This is a genomic window from Ideonella lacteola (assembly GCF_038066555.1).
Classification (GTDB): domain Bacteria; phylum Pseudomonadota; class Gammaproteobacteria; order Burkholderiales; family Burkholderiaceae_C; genus Ideonella; species Ideonella lacteola.
This window is the reverse complement of the sequence record NZ_JBBUTG010000016.1, coordinates 38,453-58,324: the sequence shown is the minus strand read 5'-3', so window position 1 is coordinate 58,324 and position 19,872 is coordinate 38,453. Positions and strand designations below refer to the sequence as shown.

The following is a 19,872-nucleotide window of genomic DNA, read 5'->3' as shown; positions in this document are numbered from 1 at the left end:
CGTCCCCTTCTGGCCAGGCCGGTGCCGCCTGGCCGTCATCTCTTGCGCATGGCCGGCATCCACATCCACGACATCGAACTCGCTATCAACTGGTGGCGCGATCGCTCACCGTCACCCGACGGGGTGACGGCCTGCCCGGAGGTCCTCGCCCTGGCGGAGGTCTACGCCTACATGGTGTATTACCGCGAGAACGAAGCCGACGAGCACAGCATGCCGCCGCGGGCGCGGGATGCCTGGCTGCGCTGGTACGCCAGCACGCCCGACGCCCCATGCATCGCGATCTGCTCCACAGCCCAGGGCGATGCCGTGTGCAAAGGCTGCGGACGCACGGAAGACGAAGTGCAGAACTGGCCAGTGTTCACCCCGGGTGAGAAGCGGCAAGTCTGGCGCCGCATCACGCTGGAGGCCAAGGCCTGGCGCTTCAACCGCTACGCCGAGCGGGCTCGGGCCGCCACCGGCCACGACCACCCCGCCGCCGAGAGCTTTCCACCGCACCCCGGCGAAGGGGTGGCGTGAGCAAGCCCGCGCCCGTGCCGGCCACCGTCTCCCCCCCACCCGGCGGGCGGGGCCAAGGCTTCCTGGCAGACGTGCGGCGGATCATGCCGCTCGCGTGGCCGGTGGTCATTGGCCAGATCGCGGTGCTGGCCTTCAACACCATCGACACCGTGTTGGTCGGCCGGCATTCGCCCCAGGATCTGGCGGCCTTCGCGGTCGGCGCTGCGGCCTATGTGACGATCTTCGTCGGCTTCATGGGCATCGTGCTGGCGGTGTCGCCCATTGCAGGCCAGCTTTTCGGCGCCCGCCGTCTTGAGGCCGCGGGCGACGAGTTGCACCAGGCCGTCTGGTTGGCCCTGGGCTTGTCGGTCATCGGCTGCACGCTGCTGCTGTTCCCCCAGCCCTTTCTGTGGGTCGCCAAGGCTTCGCCGGACATTGCCGAGCGAGTGCGCGGCTATCTGTTGGCGCTCACCTTCGCGTTGCCTCCTGCGCTGATGTTCACGGTGTTCCGTGGCTTCAACACCGCCGTCTCCCGGCCCAAGGCGGTGATGGCGTTGCAGATCGGCGGGCTCGCGGCCAAGCTTCCGCTGTCGATCATGCTGGTGTTCGGGGTGCCGGCGCTGGGCATCCCCGAACTGGGCGTGACCGGCGCCGGGGTGGCCACGGCCATCGCCATGTGGGCGCAGGTGCTGCTGGCATTTGCGCTCATGCGACGAGACAGCTTCTACGACCAGTTCAAGCTGTGGGGTCGCGGGCTGCACGCCCCGCACCGCGAGGCACTGTGGGGCCTGCTGAAACTGGGCGTCCCGATGGGGCTGGCGATTCTGGTCGAGGTGACCGGCTTCAGCGTCATGGCGCTGCTGATCTCCCGCATCGGCACCCTGCCGGTGGCCGGCCATCAGATCGCCGTCAACATCGTGTCGATGATGTTCATGCTCCCGCTCGGCCTGGCCAATGCGACGAGCACCCTGGTGGCTCAACGCATTGGGGCGGGCGATCTCACCGACGCGCGCCGGCTCGGCTGGCACGGCATGTGGCTGGGCGGCATGATCGCCACCGCCCTGGGCTCGCTGATCTACCTGCTGCGTGAGCCGGTCATCAGCCTCTACACGACCAACGCCGCGGTCGCTGCGGCCGCCCTGCCGCTGCTGGCTTGGGTCGTCATCTTCCACCTGGCCGATGCCCTGCAGACCATCGCCGCCTTCGTGCTCCGGGCCTGGCGCATCGCCACGCTGCCGATGTTCATCTATGCGGGCACGCTGTGGGGCATTGGCCTGTTTGGCGGCTACGCGCTTGGCTTCAACCTGTGGGGCGGAACGCCCGACATGCTGCAGGGTGCGCCGGGCTTCTGGGCCGCCTCGACCTGCGGCCTCGTGGTGGCCGGCGTGGCCCTCACGGTGCTGATGCAGCTCACGCTCAGGCCGACGAAGCCGGCAGCGTGATCACGAAGCAGCTGCCGCCGCCGTCTCGCGCCTCGCAGACCACCGTGCCGGCATGCGCCGCCGCGATCTGCCTGACCAGCGCCAGCCCCAGCCCGACACCGCCCTCACGTTCGGCGTGGCCGGACATGCGATAGAAGGGTTCGAAGATCCGCTCGCGTTCGGCCTCGGGCACACCGGCGCCGCGGTCGCACACCCGCACCGCCACGCGGCGCCCGGGCGCCGGCACCAGCTCGACGCTGACGTCGCCGCCGCCATAGCGACGGGCGTTCTCCAGCAAATTGCGCACCGCGCGGCGCAGCAGCCGCTCACTGCCCTTCACCACGCCCAAGGCCGAGCCCTCGGGCGTGGCGGTGACCTCGGCATCCACCCGCGAAGCCTCTTCTGCCAACAGGCCCACCAGATCCACCTGTTCATTGAGGTCGTGCACCGCCCCGGCATCCAGCCGGCTGGACAGCAGCACCTCTTCGACCAGCGAATCCAGCTCGCCGATGTTGGTGTCGATCTCGCGCCGGAGGTTGGCCTGCATCGATGGTGGCGCGTCGCCCAGCATCGTCACCGCCATCTTCAGGCGCGCCAACGGCGAGCGCAGCTCATGGCTGGCGTTGGCCAACAGGCTTTGGTTCGATCGCACCAGAGCCTCGATGCGCTCGGCGGCGCGGTTGAAGCTGGTCGCCAGCGCGGCCACCTCGTCCTTGCCATCGGCCATCACACGGTGGTGCAGGGCCCCGGCACCGAATGCCTCGACGCCCTGCTTCAGGTTCTCCAGCCTTCGGGTCAACCGACGAACCACCGGATAGGCACCGCCCGCCACCGCGAGGAACAGCATCAACAACAGCGCGACCAGCCCGAGGCTGGCCAGCCAATCGGCCGCCGGGGGCGGCAGCAGCGGCACCGCAAAACGGAACGGGCCGCCACTGGCCCCGGCCACGCGGCCCGGGCCCAGGTCACCCGGGCCGCCGGGGCCGCCCGGCCCACCCGGTCCCACCGGCCCGGGGTTGCCGCCCGTGCCGATCGAGGCGGTGACCACCTCCAGCGGGTCCGGCGGGGGCCCGGGTGGCCCGCCGAAAAGGCCCTCCCGTGGGCCGTCCCGCACGCCCTCCGGCGGTGGCCCGTCGTGCGGCGAGCCTGGGTTGAACACCGGGCGGCCCATGACGGCCGAGGCGGGGGGATGCGGAGCGGTCGGCGAGGTTTGTGCCGACTCCAGCGCCGTACTGACCGTGGCGCCGATGGCCATGGCCGGGCGCTCACCCTCTGGCCCGCCATCGCGCTGCAGCCGCACGACGTTGGGCCGCATCAGCCACAGCGTGCGGCCGTCTTCCAGGCGGATCGAGAACGGCCGGCGCGGGCTGTTCGCGCCCTCGGCCTCGCGCCGCAGGTAAGAGTCGGATGCACCGATCCGCTCACCCTGGGCGTCGTGCAGCGCCAAGGGCACCCGCAAGCGGCGTGACCATTCGCGCAACGCCGAGGTCTGCTCGTCGGTCGAGGCCGAGGGCCCGGGAATCGAGTTTTGGATCAGGTCGCCCCAGGCGGCCATGCGCTCGGTGATGACGGCCTCGGCGCGCTGGCGCTCTTGTTCCAGGTGACGCTGCAGCAGCCAACCCGACGCCAGCGCAAACAGCGCCAGCGCCGCCACCACGGTGAGCCAGATACGAAGGTAGAGCGACTTCAAGGCCGCCCACCACCGGGGCGACCCGCCCGCCGCCCCACGTCAGTCATTGCCGGAGGATTCCTGATCTTGCTTGCGGGCGAACACGTAGCCCGTGCCGCGCACCGTCAGGACGCGCTTCGGGTTCTTGGCATCGTCCTCGATCACCGCCCGGATGCGCGACACATGCACGTCGATCGAGCGGTCGAAGGCCTCCATCGGGTGGCCCTTGAGGGCGTCCATGATCTGATCGCGGCTCAGCACCCGGCCCGGGCTGCTGGCCAGCACGGTCAGCAACTCGAACTGGTGGCCGGTCAGATCACAGCGCCGGCCGTCCAGACGGGCTTCACGGGCGCCGAGGTCGATTTCGAGCCGGCCAAAGCGCAGCACCTCATCGTTGGCCGGCTCCGGCGCGGCGCGGCGCAGCAGGGCCTTGATGCGGGCCAGGAGCTCACGCGGCTCGAAAGGCTTGGGCAAGTAGTCGTCGGCGCCGATCTCCAGGCCAATGATGCGGTCCATCGGTTCGCCACGGGCGGTGAGCATCAGCAGCGGCAGGCGCCGGGTGCGGGCATCGCCACGCAGCTCGCGCGTCATTTCCAGGCCATCGCCGTCGGGCAGCATCAGATCGAGCACCAAGGCGTCGTACAGCCCGCTGCGCAGGCGTTCGCGGCCCGCGGCCAACGAGCCGGCGGTGTCGACATCGAAGCCGTGGCCACGCAGGTAGTCGCCCACCATGGACGTCAGGCGGGAATCGTCGTCGATGAGCAGCAGCTTGGAGGCGGTCATGTCCAGGGCGGCGAAGGAGCTGGACGCCCCCTCACGCAGGCCGCGCGACGGGCGCGACATCGGCAAAGCATACGTCATGGCGGCACCCCTTGGTCAGTGCGCCGCAGCGTCAGCACCCGGGCCCATGCGCTCGGCGCGGCGATCGGCCATCCGCTCGGCATGCTGCTTGGCCAGCGACGCCATCTGCTGACGCTGCTCGGGCGTCAGCACCTTGGCCGCGTCCAGCATCGCCACATTCATGCGCTTGGACACCTGGTCATGCCGGGCCAGCATCTTCTTTCGCAGCGACTCGACCGCCGCCGCATCCACCGTGGGCTGGGCGAACAGCTCGGCCATCTTCTCGTGGTCGGCCCGCGCGGCTTCCATCGGCGTCTTCAGATCGGCCCGGGCCGATTCGGCCAGCTGGCGCAGCTGCTCGCGCTGGGCGGGCGTGGCCTGGATCTCATCCAGCATGCGGTCCATCATCGGGCCGGCCATCGGCAGGCCCATGCCCGGCATGCCGAAGCCGGGGCCCTGGTGCATGCCGGCAGGCGGTGCCCCATCGGGCCGGGCGTGCGCGGAAGCGAGGTTGACCAGGCTGAATGCGGCGACCGCCGACAGTGCCAGGCCGGCTGCCACATAGCGCCAGGCGCGGGGGAAGGTGTGGGTGGTGGTGTTCATCGCGGCTCCTTGCTGGGCTTGCGTCTGCGTGACGATGGAAAGGATGTTGCGCAGCGCACGTCAGAGCCGTTTTCCCGCGCGGTAAAGATCCGTAAACCGCCCCTTTCAACACCGCGACAAAGCCGTGGTGCCCGGCGCGGCCGCTTTGTCGCAAACCCGCCAAACCCGTCAAGGAAGCCAGGCCTCGCCCCGCGCGTCAATGCGCGGAGATGTCGCCAAGTCGTTGATTTCAAAAGAATCGCCCGCCTGGCACTGAAGCTGCAATAGCGATGGCGTACCACCGCCGACCGACCCGCCCCCGGGGCCCGAGGAGAGTTCCATGTCCGCATCGCTCAAAGCCAAGATCGCCGAGGTGTTCGAGGAGCCTGGGTGCGACAAGAACCAGGCGAAGAGCGAGAAGGAACGCAAGAAGGGCTGCACCAAGCAGCTGACGCCGGGCGCGGCCGCGGGCGGCTGTGCCTTCGATGGCGCCAAGATCGCGCTGCAACCGATCGTCGACGTCGCCCACCTCGTGCATGGGCCCATCGCGTGCGAGGGCAACTCGTGGGACAACCGACACAGCGCCTCGTCGGGCTCGACCCTCTACCGCACCGGCTTCACCACCGACATCAATGAGCTCGATGTGATCTACGGCGCGGAGAAGCGCCTGTTCAAGTCGATCCGCGAGATCATCGACAAGTACGACCCGCCGGCGGTGTTTGTCTACCAGACCTGTGTCACCGGCTTGATCGGCGACGACATCGAAGCCGTATGCAAACGGGCGGCCGAGAAATTCGGCAAGCCGGTGATCCCGGTCAACTCGCCCGGCTTCGCAGGGCCGAAGAACCTGGGCAACAAGCTCGGCGCCGAGGCGCTGCTCGACCATGTCATCGGCACGATGGAGCCGGCGACCACCACGCCCTACGACATCAACATCATCGGCGAGTACAACCTGTCGGGCGAGCTGTGGCAGGTCAAGCCCCTGCTCGATGCGCTAGGCGTGCGCGTCCTCAGCTGCATCTCGGGCGACGGCCGCTACGCCGAAGTGGCCTCCGCGCACCGGGCACGCGCCAACATGATGGTGTGCTCGAAGTCGATGATCAACATCGCCACGCGCATGCGGCAGCGCTGGGACATCCCGTACTTCGAAGGCTCGTTCTACGGCATCAGCGACATGAGCACCACGCTGCGCGAGATCGCGCGGCTGCTGATCGAACGCGGCGCCGACCCCGAGCTGCGCCAGCGCACCGAGGCGCTCATCCGGGTGGAAGAGGCCCGCGCTTGGGAACGCATCCGCGCCTACCGGCAGCGCCTGGCCGGCAAGAAGGTGCTGCTCATCACCGGTGGCGTCAAGAGCTGGTCCGTCGTGTCGGCGCTGCAAGAGGCCGGGCTCGAAGTGGTGGGCACCAGCATCAAGAAATCCACCAAGGAAGACAAAGAGAAGATCAAGGAGATCATGGGCGACGACGCCCACATGATCGACGACATGACGCCGCGGCAGATGTACGCGATGCTGCGCGACGCCAAGGCCGACATCATGCTGAGCGGCGGGCGCAGCCAATTCGTGGCGCTCAAGGCCCGCATGCCCTGGATGGACATCAACCAGGAGCGCCACCACGCGTTCGCCGGCTACGAAGGCATGGTCGAGATGGTGGCCGAGATCGACAAGGCCTTGTTCAACCCGGTGTGGCAACAGGTGCGCACACCGGCACCGTGGGAGGCTGCCGATCCACTGCTGCGGGCGCCCGACCCGGCCCAGCTGGCGCGCGAAGCCCAGCCCGCCTGACCCGCGCGAGGAGCACAGCCATGGCCCACATCGTCGAGTCTCGCAAGGCCTGCGCAGTCAACCCGCTGAAGATGAGCCAGCCACTGGGCGCCAGCTACGCCTTCATGGGCCTGGCCTCGTGCATGCCCATGATGCACGGCTCACAGGGCTGCACCTCGTTCGGGCTGGTGGTGCTGGTGCGCCACTTCAAAGAAGCCATCCCGCTGCAGACCACCGCGATGAACGAAGCCACCACCATCATGGGCGGCTACGACAACATCGAGAAGGCCATCCTCAACATCCGCAGCCGCGCGCAGCCGGAGATCATCTGCATCTGCTCGACCGGGCTGACCGAGACCAAGGGCGACGATGTCCACGGCTACCTGGCGCTGACGCGACGCAAGCACCCCGAGCTGGCGGACACGGAGATCGTCTACGTCTCCACGCCCGACTTCACCGGCGCGTTCCAGGACGGCTGGGGCAAGGCGGTGGAAGCGCTGGTCACGCAAGTGCCGCGCGAAGGTGCCACGGTGCGCGCAGAGCGCGTCAACATCCTGCCGGGCTGCCACCTGACACCAGGCGACATCGAAGAGCTGCGTGAGATGGTCGAGGCCTTTGGGCTCGAGCCGGTGTTCGTGCCCGATGTCTCCGGCTCACTCGACGGCCACATTCCCGAAGACTGGCTGGGCACCACGCTCGGCGGCACACCGCTGGCGGCGCTGAAGGATCTGGGCAGTGCAGCTCACACGCTGGCCATCGGCGAGCAGATGCGGCCCGCGGCCGAGGCGCTGCACCAGCGCTGCGGTGTGCCCTTCACCGTGTTCGACCGGCTCACCGGCCTCACCGCCACCGACGCCTTCGTCCACACCCTGAGCCAGTTGGCTGGCCGGCCGGTTCCCGCGCGGCTGCGCCGCCAGCGCAGCCAGTTAGTCGACGCGATGCTCGATGGCCACTTCCATTTTGGCAACGTCAAGGTGGCACTCGGCGCCGAGCCGGACCTGCTTTGGTCGGTGGGCAGCTTCCTGGCCGAGATGGGCGCCGAGTTGTCGGTGTGCATCACCACCACCGCCTCGCCGCTGCTGGCCCGGCTGCCGACCAACGAGGTGGTCATCGGCGACCTCGAAGACTTCGAGCAGGCCGCCGGCGCCGCAGGCTGCGACCTGCTGATGACGCACTCGCACGGGCGCCAGGCCGCCGAGCGGTTGGCCAAGCCGCTGTTTCGGCTGGGCATCCCGATGTTCGACCGCATCGGCAACGCCCACAAGCGACAGGTGGGCTACCGCGGCACACGCGATCTCGTCTACGAGGTGGGCAATGTGCTGATCGAACAGATCCCACACCACGGCCCGAACGATTGGCCGCTCACCCGAGAAGCCCGCGCTGCGGCGGTGGGAGAACCCACCCCCGGCCGCGAAACGGCGGCCGCCAGCGCCTGACCCCCGACCCGGTGACCACGACCAGGAGAAACGATGAAAGTTGCCTTTGCCACCCAGGACCAGCAGCACGTCGACGCCCACTTTGGCTGGGCCAAGCACCTGGCGGTCTACGAGATCGACGCCGGCGGCTACCGCTTCGTGCAGGACTTCGGCTTCGGAGAAGACCTGGCCGAAGACGGCAACGAGGACAAGCTGGCGCCCAAGCTCGCGGCCATCCACGACTGCGCGATCGTCTACGTGGCGGCCATTGGCGGCTCGGCCGCCGCCCGCGTGGTGGCCACCAAGATCCACCCGATCAAGGTGACCCAGCCCGAGCCCATCACCGACCTGCTCCACAAGATGCAAGACGTGCTCAAGGGCACCCCACCCCCCTGGCTGCGCAAGGCGCTCGCCAAGGGCCAAGAGAAGTCCTTCGATTTCGAAGACGAAGAGGTGAAGTCATGACGGCAGAAGCCACGGTCGAAGCGCCCAGCGAAGAAGCGCTGCTGCAAGACCCGTTCATTCGCGAGTTGATCAAGCAGATACGCGCCCAGGACACCCACGGCACCTGGGAGGGCAAGAGCGACGCCAAGCTGCTCGAACCCTACATCCTCACCGCCGAGCAGCGCCGCGCACTGCCCATCATGGGCGACCCGGACCCGGAGACCCTCTGGCGCCTGGAGTTGTTCCACAACGCGGTGGGCCTGTCGATCGAGCGTGCCACCGGGTGCATGGTCAGCCCGATGATGAAGATGAGCCACGAGGGATTCGGCCGGGCGGTGCTGACCGCCGGACGGCTGATCGTGGTCAACCGGCACCTGCGCGACGTGCACCGCTTCGGCTACCCCTCGCTGGCCAAGCTGGCCGAGGCCGGCCGCAAGCTGGTGGACGAAGGCATCGGCATGGTCCAGTCCTACAGCGAGGTGGCCACCTATGGCTGAGCACACCCCCACCGCCGGCGCGGTGCCGGCCAACGAGGGCGACGCCCTGAAGGCCGAGCTGAAAAAGCTCAACGCCAAGGCCACGCAGGCCAAGATGGACCTGCACGATCTCTCCGAAGAGCTGCCGACCCACTGGGAGCGCATTCTCGACGTGGCCCAGGTCGCCTACGACGCGCACGCCGCACTGATGACCGCCCGACGCAAGCTGGCAGCGGCCACCCCAAGCTGAGGAGACGGCCGTGAACCACTTTGTCGTCACGCTGCCCAGCGGCGAGGTCTGGACGCCGAAGTTCGTGCAGCACATCAACGAGCAGACCTGCATCGGTTGTGGCCGCTGCTACAAGGTGTGCCCGCGAGGCGTGCTCGAGATGGTGGGCCTGAACGAGGACGGAGAACGCGTCGGTGTCTCGCTCGACGACGATGACGACGAAGAGTACGAAAAGAAGGTGATGACGATCGCACACCAAGAGTTGTGCATCGGCTGCACCGCGTGCTCGAAGATCTGCCCGAAGAGGTGCTACACCCACGCCGCGGTGGACGCGTGAACACCCTGGGCACCGTGCCAACTATTCGTGCCGTGCTGATCGCGCTGATGGCCCATGCGAGCACCCCCAACTCGCCGGCCCTGCAGGCCATGGCGGGGGTGATCGCCGCGGCCGTCGGGCGCCACGGCCCCGACGCACTGCCGCTGGCAGGCCTCGATGCCCACGACATCGCCGCGATGATGGAGCGCTGGTTCCCCGGCGCCGCGCAGGCCTTCGGCTGGCAATGGAGCGGTCTGTCGCCACGCACTGAGCCACGCCAGGACGAGATCGACGACGTGGTGGCGCTGTTGATGGACGACGGCATCGGCCCGCTCGACGAGCGGCGCTGGCTGGCGCATGCCATTGCCCAGGCCACCCTCGGTGCCAACCACCTCTGGCAAGACCTCTGGCTGCCCTCGCGACACGAGCTGTCGATGCTGATGGCCCAGCGCTTTCCCGCGCTGGCCGCCCGCAACGACCGGGACATGAAATGGAAGAAGTTCCTCTACAAACAGCTCTGCGACCGCGCCGAGTTGCACATCTGCCGCGCCCCGAGCTGCAGCGCCTGCAGCGACCAGGTGCAGTGCTTCGGCCCGGAAGAGGCCGCCGCATGAGATGGCTTGGCGCCCGCACCCGCCGTGGCGCAATGCTGCTGTGGGCGACCTGGTCGGTCGTGAGCGCCAGCGTGGCGACGGCCGCCGAGGTGCGTGTCGCGGTCGCCGCGAACTTCGCCGGGCCCGCGGCCCAATTGGCTGAAGCCTTCCATGCGGCCAGCGGCCACACCGTGCAGATATCCGCCGGCTCGACGGGGAAGTTCTACGCGCAGATCCGCGCCGGTGCGCCGTTCGAGGTGCTGCTCTCGGCCGACGAAGAAACCCCGCAGAAGCTCATCGACGAGCAACTCGCCGTCCCCGGCTCGGCCTTCACCTACGCGGTGGGGCAGCTCGTGCTGTGGAGTGCCAGAGCCGGTGTCGTCGATGGCGATGGGCGCGTGCTCGCCAGCGGCGGATTCACCCACCTCGCGCTGGCCAACCCCAAGCTGGCGCCTTATGGCGCGGCGGCCATCGAGGTGCTGAAAGCCCGGGGCGTTCTGGAGGCCCTCACCCCCAAGCTGGTGCAGGCCGAAAGCATCGCCCAGGCCTACCAGTTCGTCTACACCGGCAACGCCGAGCTGGGCTTCGTCGCGCTGTCACAGGTGGCCGCGCCAGGGCAGGCAGCGTCGGGTTCGTACTGGCGGGTGCCCGCCTCGTTGTACCGGCCCATCCGGCAAGACGCCGTGCTACTGCAAGCCGGGGCCGCCTCCAGCGCCGCACGAGACTGGCTGGCCTACCTGCGCTCGGCGCCGGCACGGGCGATCATCGCCGCCTACGGCTACGGGCAGTGAGCGGGCCATGTTCTTCAGCGAAGCAGACTGGCTCGCGATCCGCCTCACGGCGGAGCTGGCCACGCTCACCACGCTGTGCCTGATGGCCGTGGGCACGCCCATCGCATGGTGGCTGGCCCACACCCGCAGCCGTTGGAAGCCCGTCTGGTCGGCGCTGATCGCGCTGCCCCTGGTGTTGCCGCCCACGGTGCTGGGCTTCTATCTGCTGCTGCTGATGGGGCCCCAGGGGCCTCTGGGCTGGGCCACGCGGGCCCTGGGTACCGCCCCCCTGCCGTTCAGTTTCCAGGGCCTGCTGCTGGCATCGGTGCTGTATTCGCTGCCCTTTGTCGTTCAGCCGATGCAGCGTTCGTTCGAGGCGGTGCCCACACGGCTGATGGAGGCGGCGGCCACCTTGCGTGCCCATGCATGGGACCGCTTCTTCACCGTGGCCGTCCCCCTGGCCCAGCCCGGCATCATCACTGCGGCGGTGCTGGGCTTCGCCCACACCGTGGGCGAGTTCGGCGTGGTGTTGATGATCGGCGGCAACCTGCCGGGACAGACGCGCGTGCTCAGCGTGGCGCTGTACGACCATGTCGAGAGCACCGAGTTCGACGATGCCCACCGTCTCGCGGCGGCGATGGTGGTGTTCGCCTGGGCCGTGCTCGCACTGCTCTACCGGGTGGAACGCTCGCAGCGCGACGGAGGCCGCCGTGGCATTCCCGTTTGAGCTGGCCACGCGCCTGGCGCTCGGCGGGCGCGGGTTGGCCGCGGGCGCGACAGGTGAGCGCAGCGCGCCGCGTGCCGTCGCGCGGCCCGGCCCGCTCGACATGGCGCTTTCACTGTCTCGACCCGGTTTCGAGTTGCAGGTCGATGCGCGACTGCCCGGCCGCGGCATCAGCGTGCTGTTCGGGCCCTCGGGCTGCGGCAAAACCACGGTGCTGCGGGCGCTCGCCGGGCTGGAGCGGGCCTCGGGCCGCGTCGCCTTGGGCGATCAACTGTGGCAAGACGACGCGCAGCGCCTCTTCGTGCCCACCCACCGGCGCCCGATCGGCTATGTCATCCAGGAAGCGGCACTCTTCCCTCACCTCAGCGTCGAGCGCAACCTTGACTACGGCTGGCGCCGTATCGCCCCGGGCCGCCGCTTGACCGCCCGCGACCAGGCGATCGAGCTGCTGGGCATCGAGCCCCTGCTGCCCCGACGTCCCGAGACGCTCTCCGGCGGTGAGCGGCAGCGGGTTGCCATCGCCCGCGCGCTGCTCACCAGCCCGCAGCTGCTGTTGATGGACGAACCACTCGCCGCCCTCGATGCGCCCCGCAAGGCCGACATCCTGCCCTACCTCGAGCGCCTGCACCTCGAGCTGGACATGCCCATCGTCTACGTCACCCACGCGGCCGACGAAGTGGCGCGCCTGGCCGACCACCTGGTCGTGATGGAGCAGGGCCGGGTTCGGGCTGCCGGCCCGTTGGACGATCTGCTCAGCCGCCACGACCTGCCTTTGGCCACCGACGAGGCCGGCGGCGCGGTGCTGTCCGGCCGCATCGTCGAGCATGACGAGCGGTTCGAACTGACGCGGGTGGCACTGCGCGGCGGTGCACTGTGGGTCGGCCGCATCGCGCAGCCGGTGGGTGCCGAGGTGCGCGTGAGGGTGCCCTCGCGCGATGTGAGCGTGGCCCGCAGCGCGCCACGCGACACCAGCATCTTGAATGTGCTGCCGGTCACGCTGTGCGGCTGGCGCGGCGAGGGGTCGATGGCGCTGTTGCAGCTGTCCCTGGGACACGACGCGCCTTCCGCCACAGCGACCTCACGCCCTGCGGCCCAACTGATCGCCCGCATCACCCGGCGCTCTCTGGAAGCGCTGCAACTGCAACCTGGTGAAGCGCTGTTCGCACAGGTCAAGAGTGCCTCGTTCATGCGGCCCTGCGCGCCGACCTGAACAGAGCGCCGCCCCATTGGAGACAACAAGGAACGATCGGCATGGAACGCAATGACGAATCCTGGCAGGCCCGACTGCCGGCCGAGCTGCACGCCGCCGTGTGCTGGCCCGTGCGCATGGAATCGCACCACGACGACAGCGTGCCCGCCTCGAAATGGCGCGGCTACGACGTCCACGGGCGGCTGTGCTACTACCGTCACCACTACGCGCAGTGGGACTACCAGTTCGACGACGAAGACCAGCCCTTCATGCGCATGCTGCGCAGCGAAAGCTTCGAGGCCTGGCGCCAGCAAGACGGCCAGTGGCTGCGCCGGGTGCAATCCCTGGCGGGCGAGCCGCATTGCAACCGCGGCGCGTGCGACAGCGGCTTCGAGGTGGTGCCCCCGCAGCAGATCCCCAGGCTGTGATGGCCGAGCGCAGCGCACCCGCCGCCAGCCTGGAGCGTGCGCATGCCGTCGCTTTTGCCGAATCATGTGCCGATGCCGGTGCCGCAGCCTCTGCCAACGCTCCGCTCAACAAATCGCCCAGTCACGGCCCGCGCCGGGCACCCGGTGGCGGGCAGGGCTGGGCTCAGCGGCCGTGGCAGCGCTGCACTTCGGGCACCGCGTATTCGCTGCCCACCAGTGCACGCGCCCGGTGGTAGGCCGACCGTGCCCGCTCGCTCAAGCCCTCCAGCAGCACCTGCCCGTCCGCATCGCAGGGGAAGGTGACGCCCCGGCCGGCATGGAACAGCGACCGGAAACGCACCTCGTAGCAGGTCGACATCGGGGCGGACAAGGCCGCCGCCGGGGCCGAATGGCTGGTAAGGCCGGTGTGGGCGAAAAGGGTCAGGCTGTCACTGCGCATCGGGTACTGCTCCTGGTCCAGTGAAATGGACTGGCCATCGATGCGAGATACCCAGCAATTCGCGGGCCAACTTTGGGATGATCGACCCATGCAACTCACCGCACCCCTGCTGAGCGTGATCCAGTGCGCAGCCGAAGCGGTGCTGACGCTCACCGACACGCTCGACGAAGCGGATTTACTCCGCTCGCGGCTGACCCGCGCCGAGGTCCAGCGGCAGCTGGCGCTGATGGCCGATACGCTGGCCGCCGTGCAGCCGCAGGCCCAGGGGCCCATGCCCGAGATCGACTGGGCGGGCTGGCGCACGGTGGCAGCGGCCCTGGCCCGACCGGGGCGCGCGCAGGATGAGGCGCTGTGGTTCGCCGCCCGCTCGCTGGCGCCGGCCACGCTCAGCTGGCTGCGCTTCTACCGTCCGTCGCTGCCGCAGTTGTTCGACGTTTGGGGTTGAACCCAGCCGCCCGCACGCTCCTCACTCATCTCTCGACGGCACCGGTCGCTCCTCACAAGTCGGGGCCCATGGAGCGCAATAGCGACGCGATCACGTCGTCGCCGATGCGCGCCTCCGGGTCAAGCCGCTGGATGTGCGCCAGCAACTCCCGCGCTTCGCTCAGTCGCTGCTGGCGAAGCGCGAGGAAGGCCAGGGCCTTCAGCGTGAAGAGCCAGAACCGCGCCGGGCCGTTGTCACGGAAGGTCGCCGCCGGGTGGCCCGGCTGCACCTGCCATTCATCGGCCGGCAAACCGGCTTGCCGCGCCGCTTCGACCAACCCTCGGCGCGCGGCCCGCTCGGCCCAGGTCCACTCACGCTGCGACGCGTGATGCTTGTACAGCGCGTAGTACACCGGCAGTCCATCGGGCGCGACGAGCTGCGCCGTCCACAGCAGTGAGCCCACCTCCGTGCGAGGCGCCTGGGCCGCGCGATGCAGGATCTGGCGCACCGTCGCCGGCACGTCACCACCAAAGAACTCATCGGCCGACTCGCCGGTGAACAGGTTCATGTCGAGGCTCCTGAATGCCTGGCATCGGCAAGCAGGCTTGATGCCATGCGCGTCGGCGCTGTCGTGCGCGGCGGAGTGCCCGGTGCGACATCCGAGGGCCCTCGTCGGTGATGCGACAAAACCGACAGCACTGCGACATCGCGTCGGGCTTCTTCCACACCCCACAAAACGCCTCGCCAATGCGCCAAGCCAATGATCCACAACGGCTTTTTTCTCCTGGGCGCGGCTGGCACGGTCCTTGAGATGCAGGGGTACAAGCCCTGAGCCGGAGTCACATGATGGATCTGAAGCTGGATGCCCGACCGATCTACCTGGACTACGCGGCCACCACACCGGTGGATCCGCGGGTGGTGCACGCGATGGTGCCGTACCTGTACGAACAGTTCGGCAACCCGGCCTCACGCAGCCATGCCTATGGCTGGGCCGCTGAAGAGGCGGTAGAGATTGCCCGCGAGCATGTGGCCGCGTTGATCGGTGCCGATGCACGCGAGATCGTGTGGACCTCGGGGGCCACCGAGTCGAACAACCTCGCCATCAAAGGCGCCGCGCGCTTTCGGGCCGGCAAGGGCAAGCACCTGATCACGGTGAAGACCGAGCACAAGGCCGTGCTCGACACCATGCGCGAGTTGGAGCGCGAAGGCTTCAAGGTGAGCTACCTCGACGTGCAGCCCAACGGCCTGCTCGATCTCGACTTGCTGGCCGCCGAGATCCGGCCCGACACGATCCTGGTGTCGGTGATGTACGTGAACAACGAGATCGGCGTGATCCAGGACATCCCGGCGATCGCCGCACTGTGTCGCAGCCGCGGGGTGCTGTGCCATGTCGACGGCGCGCAGGCCACCGGCAAGGTGGCCATCGACCTGGACACACTGCCGGTCGACCTGATGAGCCTGTCCGCCCACAAGACCTACGGGCCCAAGGGCATCGGGGCGCTGTACGTGCGGCGCAAGCCGCGCGTGCGCATCGAAGCGCAGATGCATGGCGGCGGCCACGAACGTGGCATGCGCTCGGGCACCCTGCCCACCCACCAGATCGTCGGCATGGGCGAAGCCTACCGCCTGGCCCGTGAGTTGATCGGCATCGAGAGCGAGCGCATGCGTGCCCTGCGCGACCGCCTGCTGGCCGGCCTGCAGTCGATCCCGGAGATCCAGGTCAACGGCGACCTCGAACGCCGCGTGCCGCACAACCTCAACGTCAGTTTCACGTTCGTCGAAGGCGAATCCCTGCTGATGGGCATGAAGGGCATCGCGGTGTCTTCGGGCTCGGCGTGCACTTCCGCCAGCCTGGAGCCGAGCTACGTGCTGCGCGCGCTGGGCCTGCCCGACGAGGTGGCGCACAGCTCGATCCGCTTCTCGGTGGGCCGGTTCACCACCGAGGCCGAGATCGACGTGGCCATCGAGCGCGTCCGCGACACGGTGCATCGGCTGCGTGAGCTGAGCCCTCTGTGGGACATGCACTGCGCCGGCATCGACCTGAGCCGCGTGCAATGGGCTGAACACTGATTCCCAAGGAGCGAACACCATGGCCTACAGCGACAAAGTCATCGACCACTACGAGAACCCCCGCAATGCCGGCGCCTTTGCGAACGAGGACGACGACATCGGCACCGGCATGGTCGGTGCGCCCGCCTGCGGCGATGTGATGCGCCTGCAGATCAAGGTGAATCCCAGCACCGGCCTGATCGAAGACGCCAAGTTCAAGACCTACGGCTGCGGCTCGGCCATCGCCTCCAGTTCGCTCGTCACCGAATGGGTCAAGGGCAAGACGCTGGAGCAGGCGCTGGACATCAAGAACACCGCCATCGCCGAAGAACTGGCCCTGCCGCCGGTGAAGATCCACTGCTCGATCCTCGCCGAAGACGCGATCAAGGCCGCGGTTGCCGACTACCGACTGCGCCACACCGACCGCCTCGAACACGCCGCCTGCCAGCCCGCCCAGGCCGCGGCCTGACCCACCACCCCAGAGCGCCACTCCACGGCCCAACCCTCGTCTGCAAGGAGCCCCGCCCATGTCCGCCTGCCAATCGCAACCGCAAGCCGGTTCTTCCTGCTCATCGGCGAGCATCACGCCTGCCACGCCCTTCGTGCTGCCCGAAGGCGCCACGCCCCTCGTCGTGCGCGATGCCGTGGTGCGCAAGGTGGGCGAGATGCTGGCTGAAGAGGGTGACCCGAACCTGAAGCTGCGCATCTTCGTCAGCGGCGGCGGCTGCTCAGGGTTTCAGTACGGCTTCGCCTTCGACGACGAGATCAAGGCCGACGACACCTGTGTGGAAGCCGGCGCGATCAAGGTGCTCGTCGATGCGTCGAGCCTGCAGTACATGGCCGGCGCCGAGATCGACTACGAGGAGGGGCTGGAAGGCTCGCGCTTCGTGATCCGCAACCCGCACGCGGCCAGCACCTGTGGCTGCGGCAGCTCGTTCTCTGTCTGAAGGAGGCCATCATGTCCCTGAGTGTCACCCCCAAGGCCGCCCACCAGATCCGCAAGGCGCTGGTGCAGCGCGGCAACGGCTTCGGCCTGCGCGTGGCCGTGAAGACCAGCGGCTGCTCTGGCTACGCCTATGCGCTGGAGTTCGCCGATGCGCCCGCCCCCGACGACCTGAGCTTTGAAAGCGAAGGCGTGCGCCTGCTCGTCGATCCGAAAAGCCTCCCAATGGTCGACGGCACCGAGCTGGACTGGGTACGCGAGGGGTTGAACGAAGGTTTCAAGTTCAACAACCCGAACGCATCGGCCACCTGCGGGTGCGGCGAGAGTTTCGCGGTCTGACACCCACCCCAAGACGGCAGCGCGCCATGGCCCTCCTGCAAATCGCCGAACCCGGGCGCTCGGCCGCGCCCCACCAGCACCGCCTGGCGGTGGGCATCGACCTGGGCACCACGCACTCACTCGTCGCCACGCTGCGCAGCGGCGTTCCCACCGTGCTGGCCGACTCGAACGGCCGCGCGCTGCTGCCGTCGGTCGTCCACTACGGGACCAGCGGCGAGGTGCTGGTGGGCGACGCAGCCCGAGAGCGCGCCCCTGCCGATCCGCACAACACGATCGCCTCGGTCAAGCGCCTCATCGGCCGCAGCGCTGCCGACATCGCCCCGGGCACTGTGCCCTATCCGCTGCGCGCACTCAGCGCCCAGGCGGTGGGCGTGGCCACCCGAGCAGGCCTGAAGAGCCCGGTGGACGTGAGCTGCGAGGTGTTGCGCGCCCTGCGCGAGCGCGCCGAAGCGTCGCTGGGCGGCCAGTTGGCCGGCGCGGTGATCACGGTGCCGGCCTACTTCGACGACGCGCAACGCCAGGCCACCAAGGACGCCGCCCAACGCGCCGGCCTCAGCGTCCTGCGGCTGCTCAATGAGCCCACCGCCGCGGCGATCGCCTACGGGTTGGACACGGCCAGCGAAGGCCTGTATGCGGTGTACGACCTCGGTGGAGGCACCTTCGATGTGTCGATCCTGCGGCTGTCCCGCGGAGTGTTCGAGGTGCTGGCCACCAACGGCGATGCGATGCTAGGCGGTGACGACTTCGATGCCTGCGTGGTGCGCTGGTTCTGTGAGCAGGACCCGGCTTTCACCTGGAGCGAACGCGACGGCGCGGCACTGCTGGCTGCCGCCCGCCGCGTGAAGGAGGCCCTGAGCAGCGAGACCGAATCCGCCATGGCCTGCACGCGCCACGATGGCGCCACCCAGACCGCCGTGCTGACGCGCGCCACCCTCGAAGCGCAGACGGTGCGGCTGGTCGAGCGCACCCTCGGCCCGGTCCGGCGCGCGCTGCGCGATGCCGGCCTTCGGCCCGCTGACGTGAAGGGCGTGGTGCTGGTCGGCGGCGCCACCCGCATGCCGCTGGTTCGCCGCACCGTGGCCCAGTTTTTTGGCCGGGAGCCCTACACCGACATCGACCCGGATCAGGCCGTGGCGCTGGGTGCGGCCATCCAGGCCGACCAGTTGGTGGGCAACCGGGTTCTCGGTGGCGATGCCGCGGACGCCGGTCTGCTGCTGCTGGACGTGTGCCCACTGTCGCTGGGCATCGAGACGATGGGCGGCCTGGTCGAGAAGATCATCCCGCGCAACACCACGGTGCCCACCGCACGGGCACAAGATTTCACCACCTTCAAGGACGGCCAGACCGCCATGTCCATCCACGTGGTGCAAGGCGAGCGCGAGCTGGTGGGTGAATGCCGTTCACTGGCGCGTTTCACGCTGCGGGGCATCCCACCGATGGTGGCCGGCGCCGCCCGCATCCGTGTGACGTTCCAGATCGACGCCGACGGGCTGCTCTCGGTCAGCGCCAGCGAGCAGGCCACCGGCGTACAGGCGCACGTCGAGGTCAAGCCCAGCTACGGCCTGGAGCACGACGCGGTGGCCGCGATGCTGCGCAGCGCACTCGACAGCGCCGATGCCGACGCCGCCGCGCGGATGCTGCGCGAAGCCGAGGTCGAGGCCCGCCGCCTGCTCGACGCGGTGGACGCGGCGCTGCGCGAAGACGGCACGCTGCTGGTGCCGCGAGAGCAGTTCCAGATCCTCAAGGCCATGCAGGGCGTGGCTGACCTGCTGGAGCAGTGCGCCGTGAGTGAAGGCGGAACGCTCGTCGAGCAAAAGGCACTGCGCGACGCCCTGCGCCGCGAGACCGACGGGCTGAACGACGCCACCACCGCCTTCGCCGCCCGGCGCATGAACCAGCGTGTGCGCGACGCGCTGGCCGGCCGACACCTCGAACAACTGGGGGTGTGAGATGAGCCGCCCCCCCCCCCGCCCCACCACCAACGTCACCACCCAGGTGCGCGTGCTGCCCCACCCGGGGTTGTGCCCGCAAGGCCTGGCCTTCGAAACCCTGGGCAGCCGCAAGCTGGTCGACGCGCTGCTCGATCACGGCATCGCGATCGAGCACGCCTGCGAGAAGGTGGGGGCCTGCGCCACCTGCCATGTGCACATCCGCGCCGGCGGCGAATTGCTCGCGCCGGCCGACGACGAGGAAGAAGACCAGTTGGACGAGGCCTGGGGCCTGGACGCCCAATCTCGCCTGGCCTGCTGCGTGAAGCTGCGCGGCGGTGAATTGGTGGTCGAGCTGCCCCGCTACACCAAGAACCACGCACGGGAGCAATGA

25 protein-coding genes are annotated in these 19,872 nt (G+C 68.9%); 20 read left to right on the top strand and 5 right to left on the bottom strand.

Going from position 1 to position 19,872, the window contains the following annotated elements:
* Positions 1 to 48: 48 nt before the first annotated feature.
* Both AACH06_RS21580 and AACH06_RS21575 read left to right on the top strand, forming a co-directional pair.
* On the top strand, positions 49 to 516 hold the full coding sequence (locus AACH06_RS21580; protein ID WP_341427840.1) for a DUF3717 domain-containing protein: 468 nt from the start codon (positions 49 to 51) through the stop codon (positions 514 to 516).
* Complete coding sequence (locus tag AACH06_RS21575; protein ID WP_341427839.1) at positions 513 to 1,937, top strand: MATE family efflux transporter; 1,425 nt, start codon at positions 513 to 515, stop codon at positions 1,935 to 1,937. Before AACH06_RS21580 ends, AACH06_RS21575 begins: the two co-directional genes overlap by 4 nt.
* Here AACH06_RS21575 and AACH06_RS21570 read toward each other — a convergent pair.
* The 3 genes from AACH06_RS21570 to AACH06_RS21560 form a co-directional block, all read right to left on the bottom strand.
* Positions 1,912 to 3,606 (bottom strand): HAMP domain-containing sensor histidine kinase, encoded by a 1,695-nt coding sequence (locus tag AACH06_RS21570; RefSeq protein ID WP_341427838.1) that lies wholly within the window; start codon positions 3,604 to 3,606, stop codon positions 1,912 to 1,914. The two genes, AACH06_RS21575 and AACH06_RS21570, sit on opposite strands and share 26 nt — an antisense overlap.
* Positions 3,607 to 3,645: 39 nt before the next feature.
* Positions 3,646 to 4,368 (bottom strand): response regulator, encoded by a 723-nt coding sequence (locus AACH06_RS21565; protein WP_341427941.1) that lies wholly within the window; start codon positions 4,366 to 4,368, stop codon positions 3,646 to 3,648.
* Positions 4,369 to 4,461: 93 nt separating this feature from the next.
* The gene (locus AACH06_RS21560; RefSeq protein WP_341427837.1) at positions 4,462 to 5,028 is read right to left on the bottom strand and encodes a Spy/CpxP family protein refolding chaperone; all 567 of its coding nucleotides are present in this window, start codon (positions 5,026 to 5,028) and stop codon (positions 4,462 to 4,464) included.
* A 319-nt stretch (positions 5,029 to 5,347) separates the two neighbouring features.
* Here AACH06_RS21560 and nifE point away from each other — a divergent pair, with 319 nt between their 5' ends.
* From nifE to AACH06_RS21505, 11 genes are all read left to right on the top strand, one after another.
* Positions 5,348 to 6,793: a nitrogenase iron-molybdenum cofactor biosynthesis protein NifE gene (gene nifE, locus AACH06_RS21555; RefSeq protein WP_341427836.1), complete on the top strand. Its 1,446-nt coding sequence runs from the start codon at positions 5,348 to 5,350 to the stop codon at positions 6,791 to 6,793.
* 20 nt (positions 6,794 to 6,813) lie between these two features.
* Positions 6,814 to 8,208, top strand: coding sequence for a nitrogenase iron-molybdenum cofactor biosynthesis protein NifN (gene nifN, locus AACH06_RS21550; RefSeq protein ID WP_341427835.1), 1,395 nt, complete (start codon positions 6,814 to 6,816; stop codon positions 8,206 to 8,208).
* 33 nt (positions 8,209 to 8,241) lie between these two features.
* Entirely contained in the window at positions 8,242 to 8,652 is a 411-nt protein-coding gene (gene nifX / locus AACH06_RS21545; protein WP_341427834.1) for a nitrogen fixation protein NifX, read from the top strand.
* Complete coding sequence (locus AACH06_RS21540; RefSeq protein ID WP_341427833.1) at positions 8,649 to 9,128, top strand: NifX-associated nitrogen fixation protein; 480 nt, start codon at positions 8,649 to 8,651, stop codon at positions 9,126 to 9,128. The genes nifX and AACH06_RS21540 overlap by 4 nt, the downstream gene beginning before the upstream one ends.
* Positions 9,121 to 9,357, top strand: a complete 237-nt coding sequence (locus tag AACH06_RS21535; RefSeq protein ID WP_341427832.1) for a CCE_0567 family metalloprotein — start codon at positions 9,121 to 9,123, stop codon at positions 9,355 to 9,357. Before AACH06_RS21540 ends, AACH06_RS21535 begins: the two co-directional genes overlap by 8 nt.
* Positions 9,358 to 9,367: 10 nt before the next feature.
* Positions 9,368 to 9,673 (top strand): ferredoxin III, nif-specific, encoded by a 306-nt coding sequence (gene fdxB / locus AACH06_RS21530; protein WP_341427831.1) that lies wholly within the window; start codon positions 9,368 to 9,370, stop codon positions 9,671 to 9,673.
* Between the two features lie 14 nt (positions 9,674 to 9,687).
* A complete protein-coding gene (locus tag AACH06_RS21525; RefSeq protein ID WP_341427830.1) occupies positions 9,688 to 10,266 on the top strand; it encodes a nitrogen fixation protein NifQ in 579 nt (192 codons plus the stop codon).
* A gap of 32 nt (positions 10,267 to 10,298) precedes the next feature.
* Complete coding sequence (gene modA, locus AACH06_RS21520; protein ID WP_341427940.1) at positions 10,299 to 11,036, top strand: molybdate ABC transporter substrate-binding protein; 738 nt, start codon at positions 10,299 to 10,301, stop codon at positions 11,034 to 11,036.
* Between the two features lie 7 nt (positions 11,037 to 11,043).
* Entirely contained in the window at positions 11,044 to 11,742 is a 699-nt protein-coding gene (modB, locus tag AACH06_RS21515; RefSeq protein WP_341427829.1) for a molybdate ABC transporter permease subunit, read from the top strand.
* A 100-nt stretch (positions 11,743 to 11,842) separates the two neighbouring features.
* A complete protein-coding gene (modC, locus tag AACH06_RS21510; RefSeq protein ID WP_341427939.1) occupies positions 11,843 to 12,949 on the top strand; it encodes a molybdenum ABC transporter ATP-binding protein in 1,107 nt (368 codons plus the stop codon).
* 41 nt (positions 12,950 to 12,990) lie between these two features.
* Positions 12,991 to 13,356, top strand: a complete 366-nt coding sequence (locus tag AACH06_RS21505) for a hypothetical protein (RefSeq protein ID WP_341427828.1) — start codon at positions 12,991 to 12,993, stop codon at positions 13,354 to 13,356.
* A 163-nt stretch (positions 13,357 to 13,519) separates the two neighbouring features.
* On the opposite strand, the gene AACH06_RS21500 is transcribed toward AACH06_RS21505, so the two are convergent.
* On the bottom strand, positions 13,520 to 13,885 hold the full coding sequence (locus AACH06_RS21500; RefSeq protein WP_341427827.1) for a hypothetical protein: 366 nt from the start codon (positions 13,883 to 13,885) through the stop codon (positions 13,520 to 13,522).
* Here AACH06_RS21500 and AACH06_RS21495 point away from each other — a divergent pair.
* Positions 13,884 to 14,240, top strand: a complete 357-nt coding sequence (locus AACH06_RS21495) for a hypothetical protein (RefSeq protein WP_341427826.1) — start codon at positions 13,884 to 13,886, stop codon at positions 14,238 to 14,240. The genes AACH06_RS21500 and AACH06_RS21495 overlap by 2 nt on opposite strands.
* Positions 14,241 to 14,292: 52 nt before the next feature.
* On the opposite strand, the gene AACH06_RS21490 is transcribed toward AACH06_RS21495, so the two are convergent.
* Positions 14,293 to 14,787: a hypothetical protein gene (locus AACH06_RS21490; protein WP_341427825.1), complete on the bottom strand. Its 495-nt coding sequence runs from the start codon at positions 14,785 to 14,787 to the stop codon at positions 14,293 to 14,295.
* 278 nt (positions 14,788 to 15,065) lie between these two features.
* On the opposite strand from AACH06_RS21490, the gene AACH06_RS21485 reads away from it, so the two are divergent.
* The 6 genes from AACH06_RS21485 to AACH06_RS21460 are packed head-to-tail and all read left to right on the top strand — an operon-like array spanning position 15,066 to position 19,872.
* Positions 15,066 to 16,289, top strand: a complete 1,224-nt coding sequence (locus AACH06_RS21485; RefSeq protein ID WP_341427824.1) for an IscS subfamily cysteine desulfurase — start codon at positions 15,066 to 15,068, stop codon at positions 16,287 to 16,289.
* A 19-nt stretch (positions 16,290 to 16,308) separates the two neighbouring features.
* Entirely contained in the window at positions 16,309 to 16,737 is a 429-nt protein-coding gene (gene iscU / locus AACH06_RS21480; protein WP_341427823.1) for a Fe-S cluster assembly scaffold IscU, read from the top strand.
* 58 nt (positions 16,738 to 16,795) lie between these two features.
* The gene (gene erpA / locus AACH06_RS21475) at positions 16,796 to 17,215 is read left to right on the top strand and encodes an iron-sulfur cluster insertion protein ErpA (RefSeq protein WP_341427822.1); all 420 of its coding nucleotides are present in this window, start codon (positions 16,796 to 16,798) and stop codon (positions 17,213 to 17,215) included.
* A gap of 11 nt (positions 17,216 to 17,226) precedes the next feature.
* Positions 17,227 to 17,550: a HesB/IscA family protein gene (locus tag AACH06_RS21470; protein ID WP_341427821.1), complete on the top strand. Its 324-nt coding sequence runs from the start codon at positions 17,227 to 17,229 to the stop codon at positions 17,548 to 17,550.
* 26 nt (positions 17,551 to 17,576) lie between these two features.
* Complete coding sequence (hscA, locus tag AACH06_RS21465; RefSeq protein ID WP_341427820.1) at positions 17,577 to 19,499, top strand: Fe-S protein assembly chaperone HscA; 1,923 nt, start codon at positions 17,577 to 17,579, stop codon at positions 19,497 to 19,499.
* A gap of 1 nt (position 19,500) precedes the next feature.
* Positions 19,501 to 19,872, top strand: a complete 372-nt coding sequence (locus AACH06_RS21460) for a 2Fe-2S iron-sulfur cluster-binding protein (RefSeq protein ID WP_341427819.1) — start codon at positions 19,501 to 19,503, stop codon at positions 19,870 to 19,872.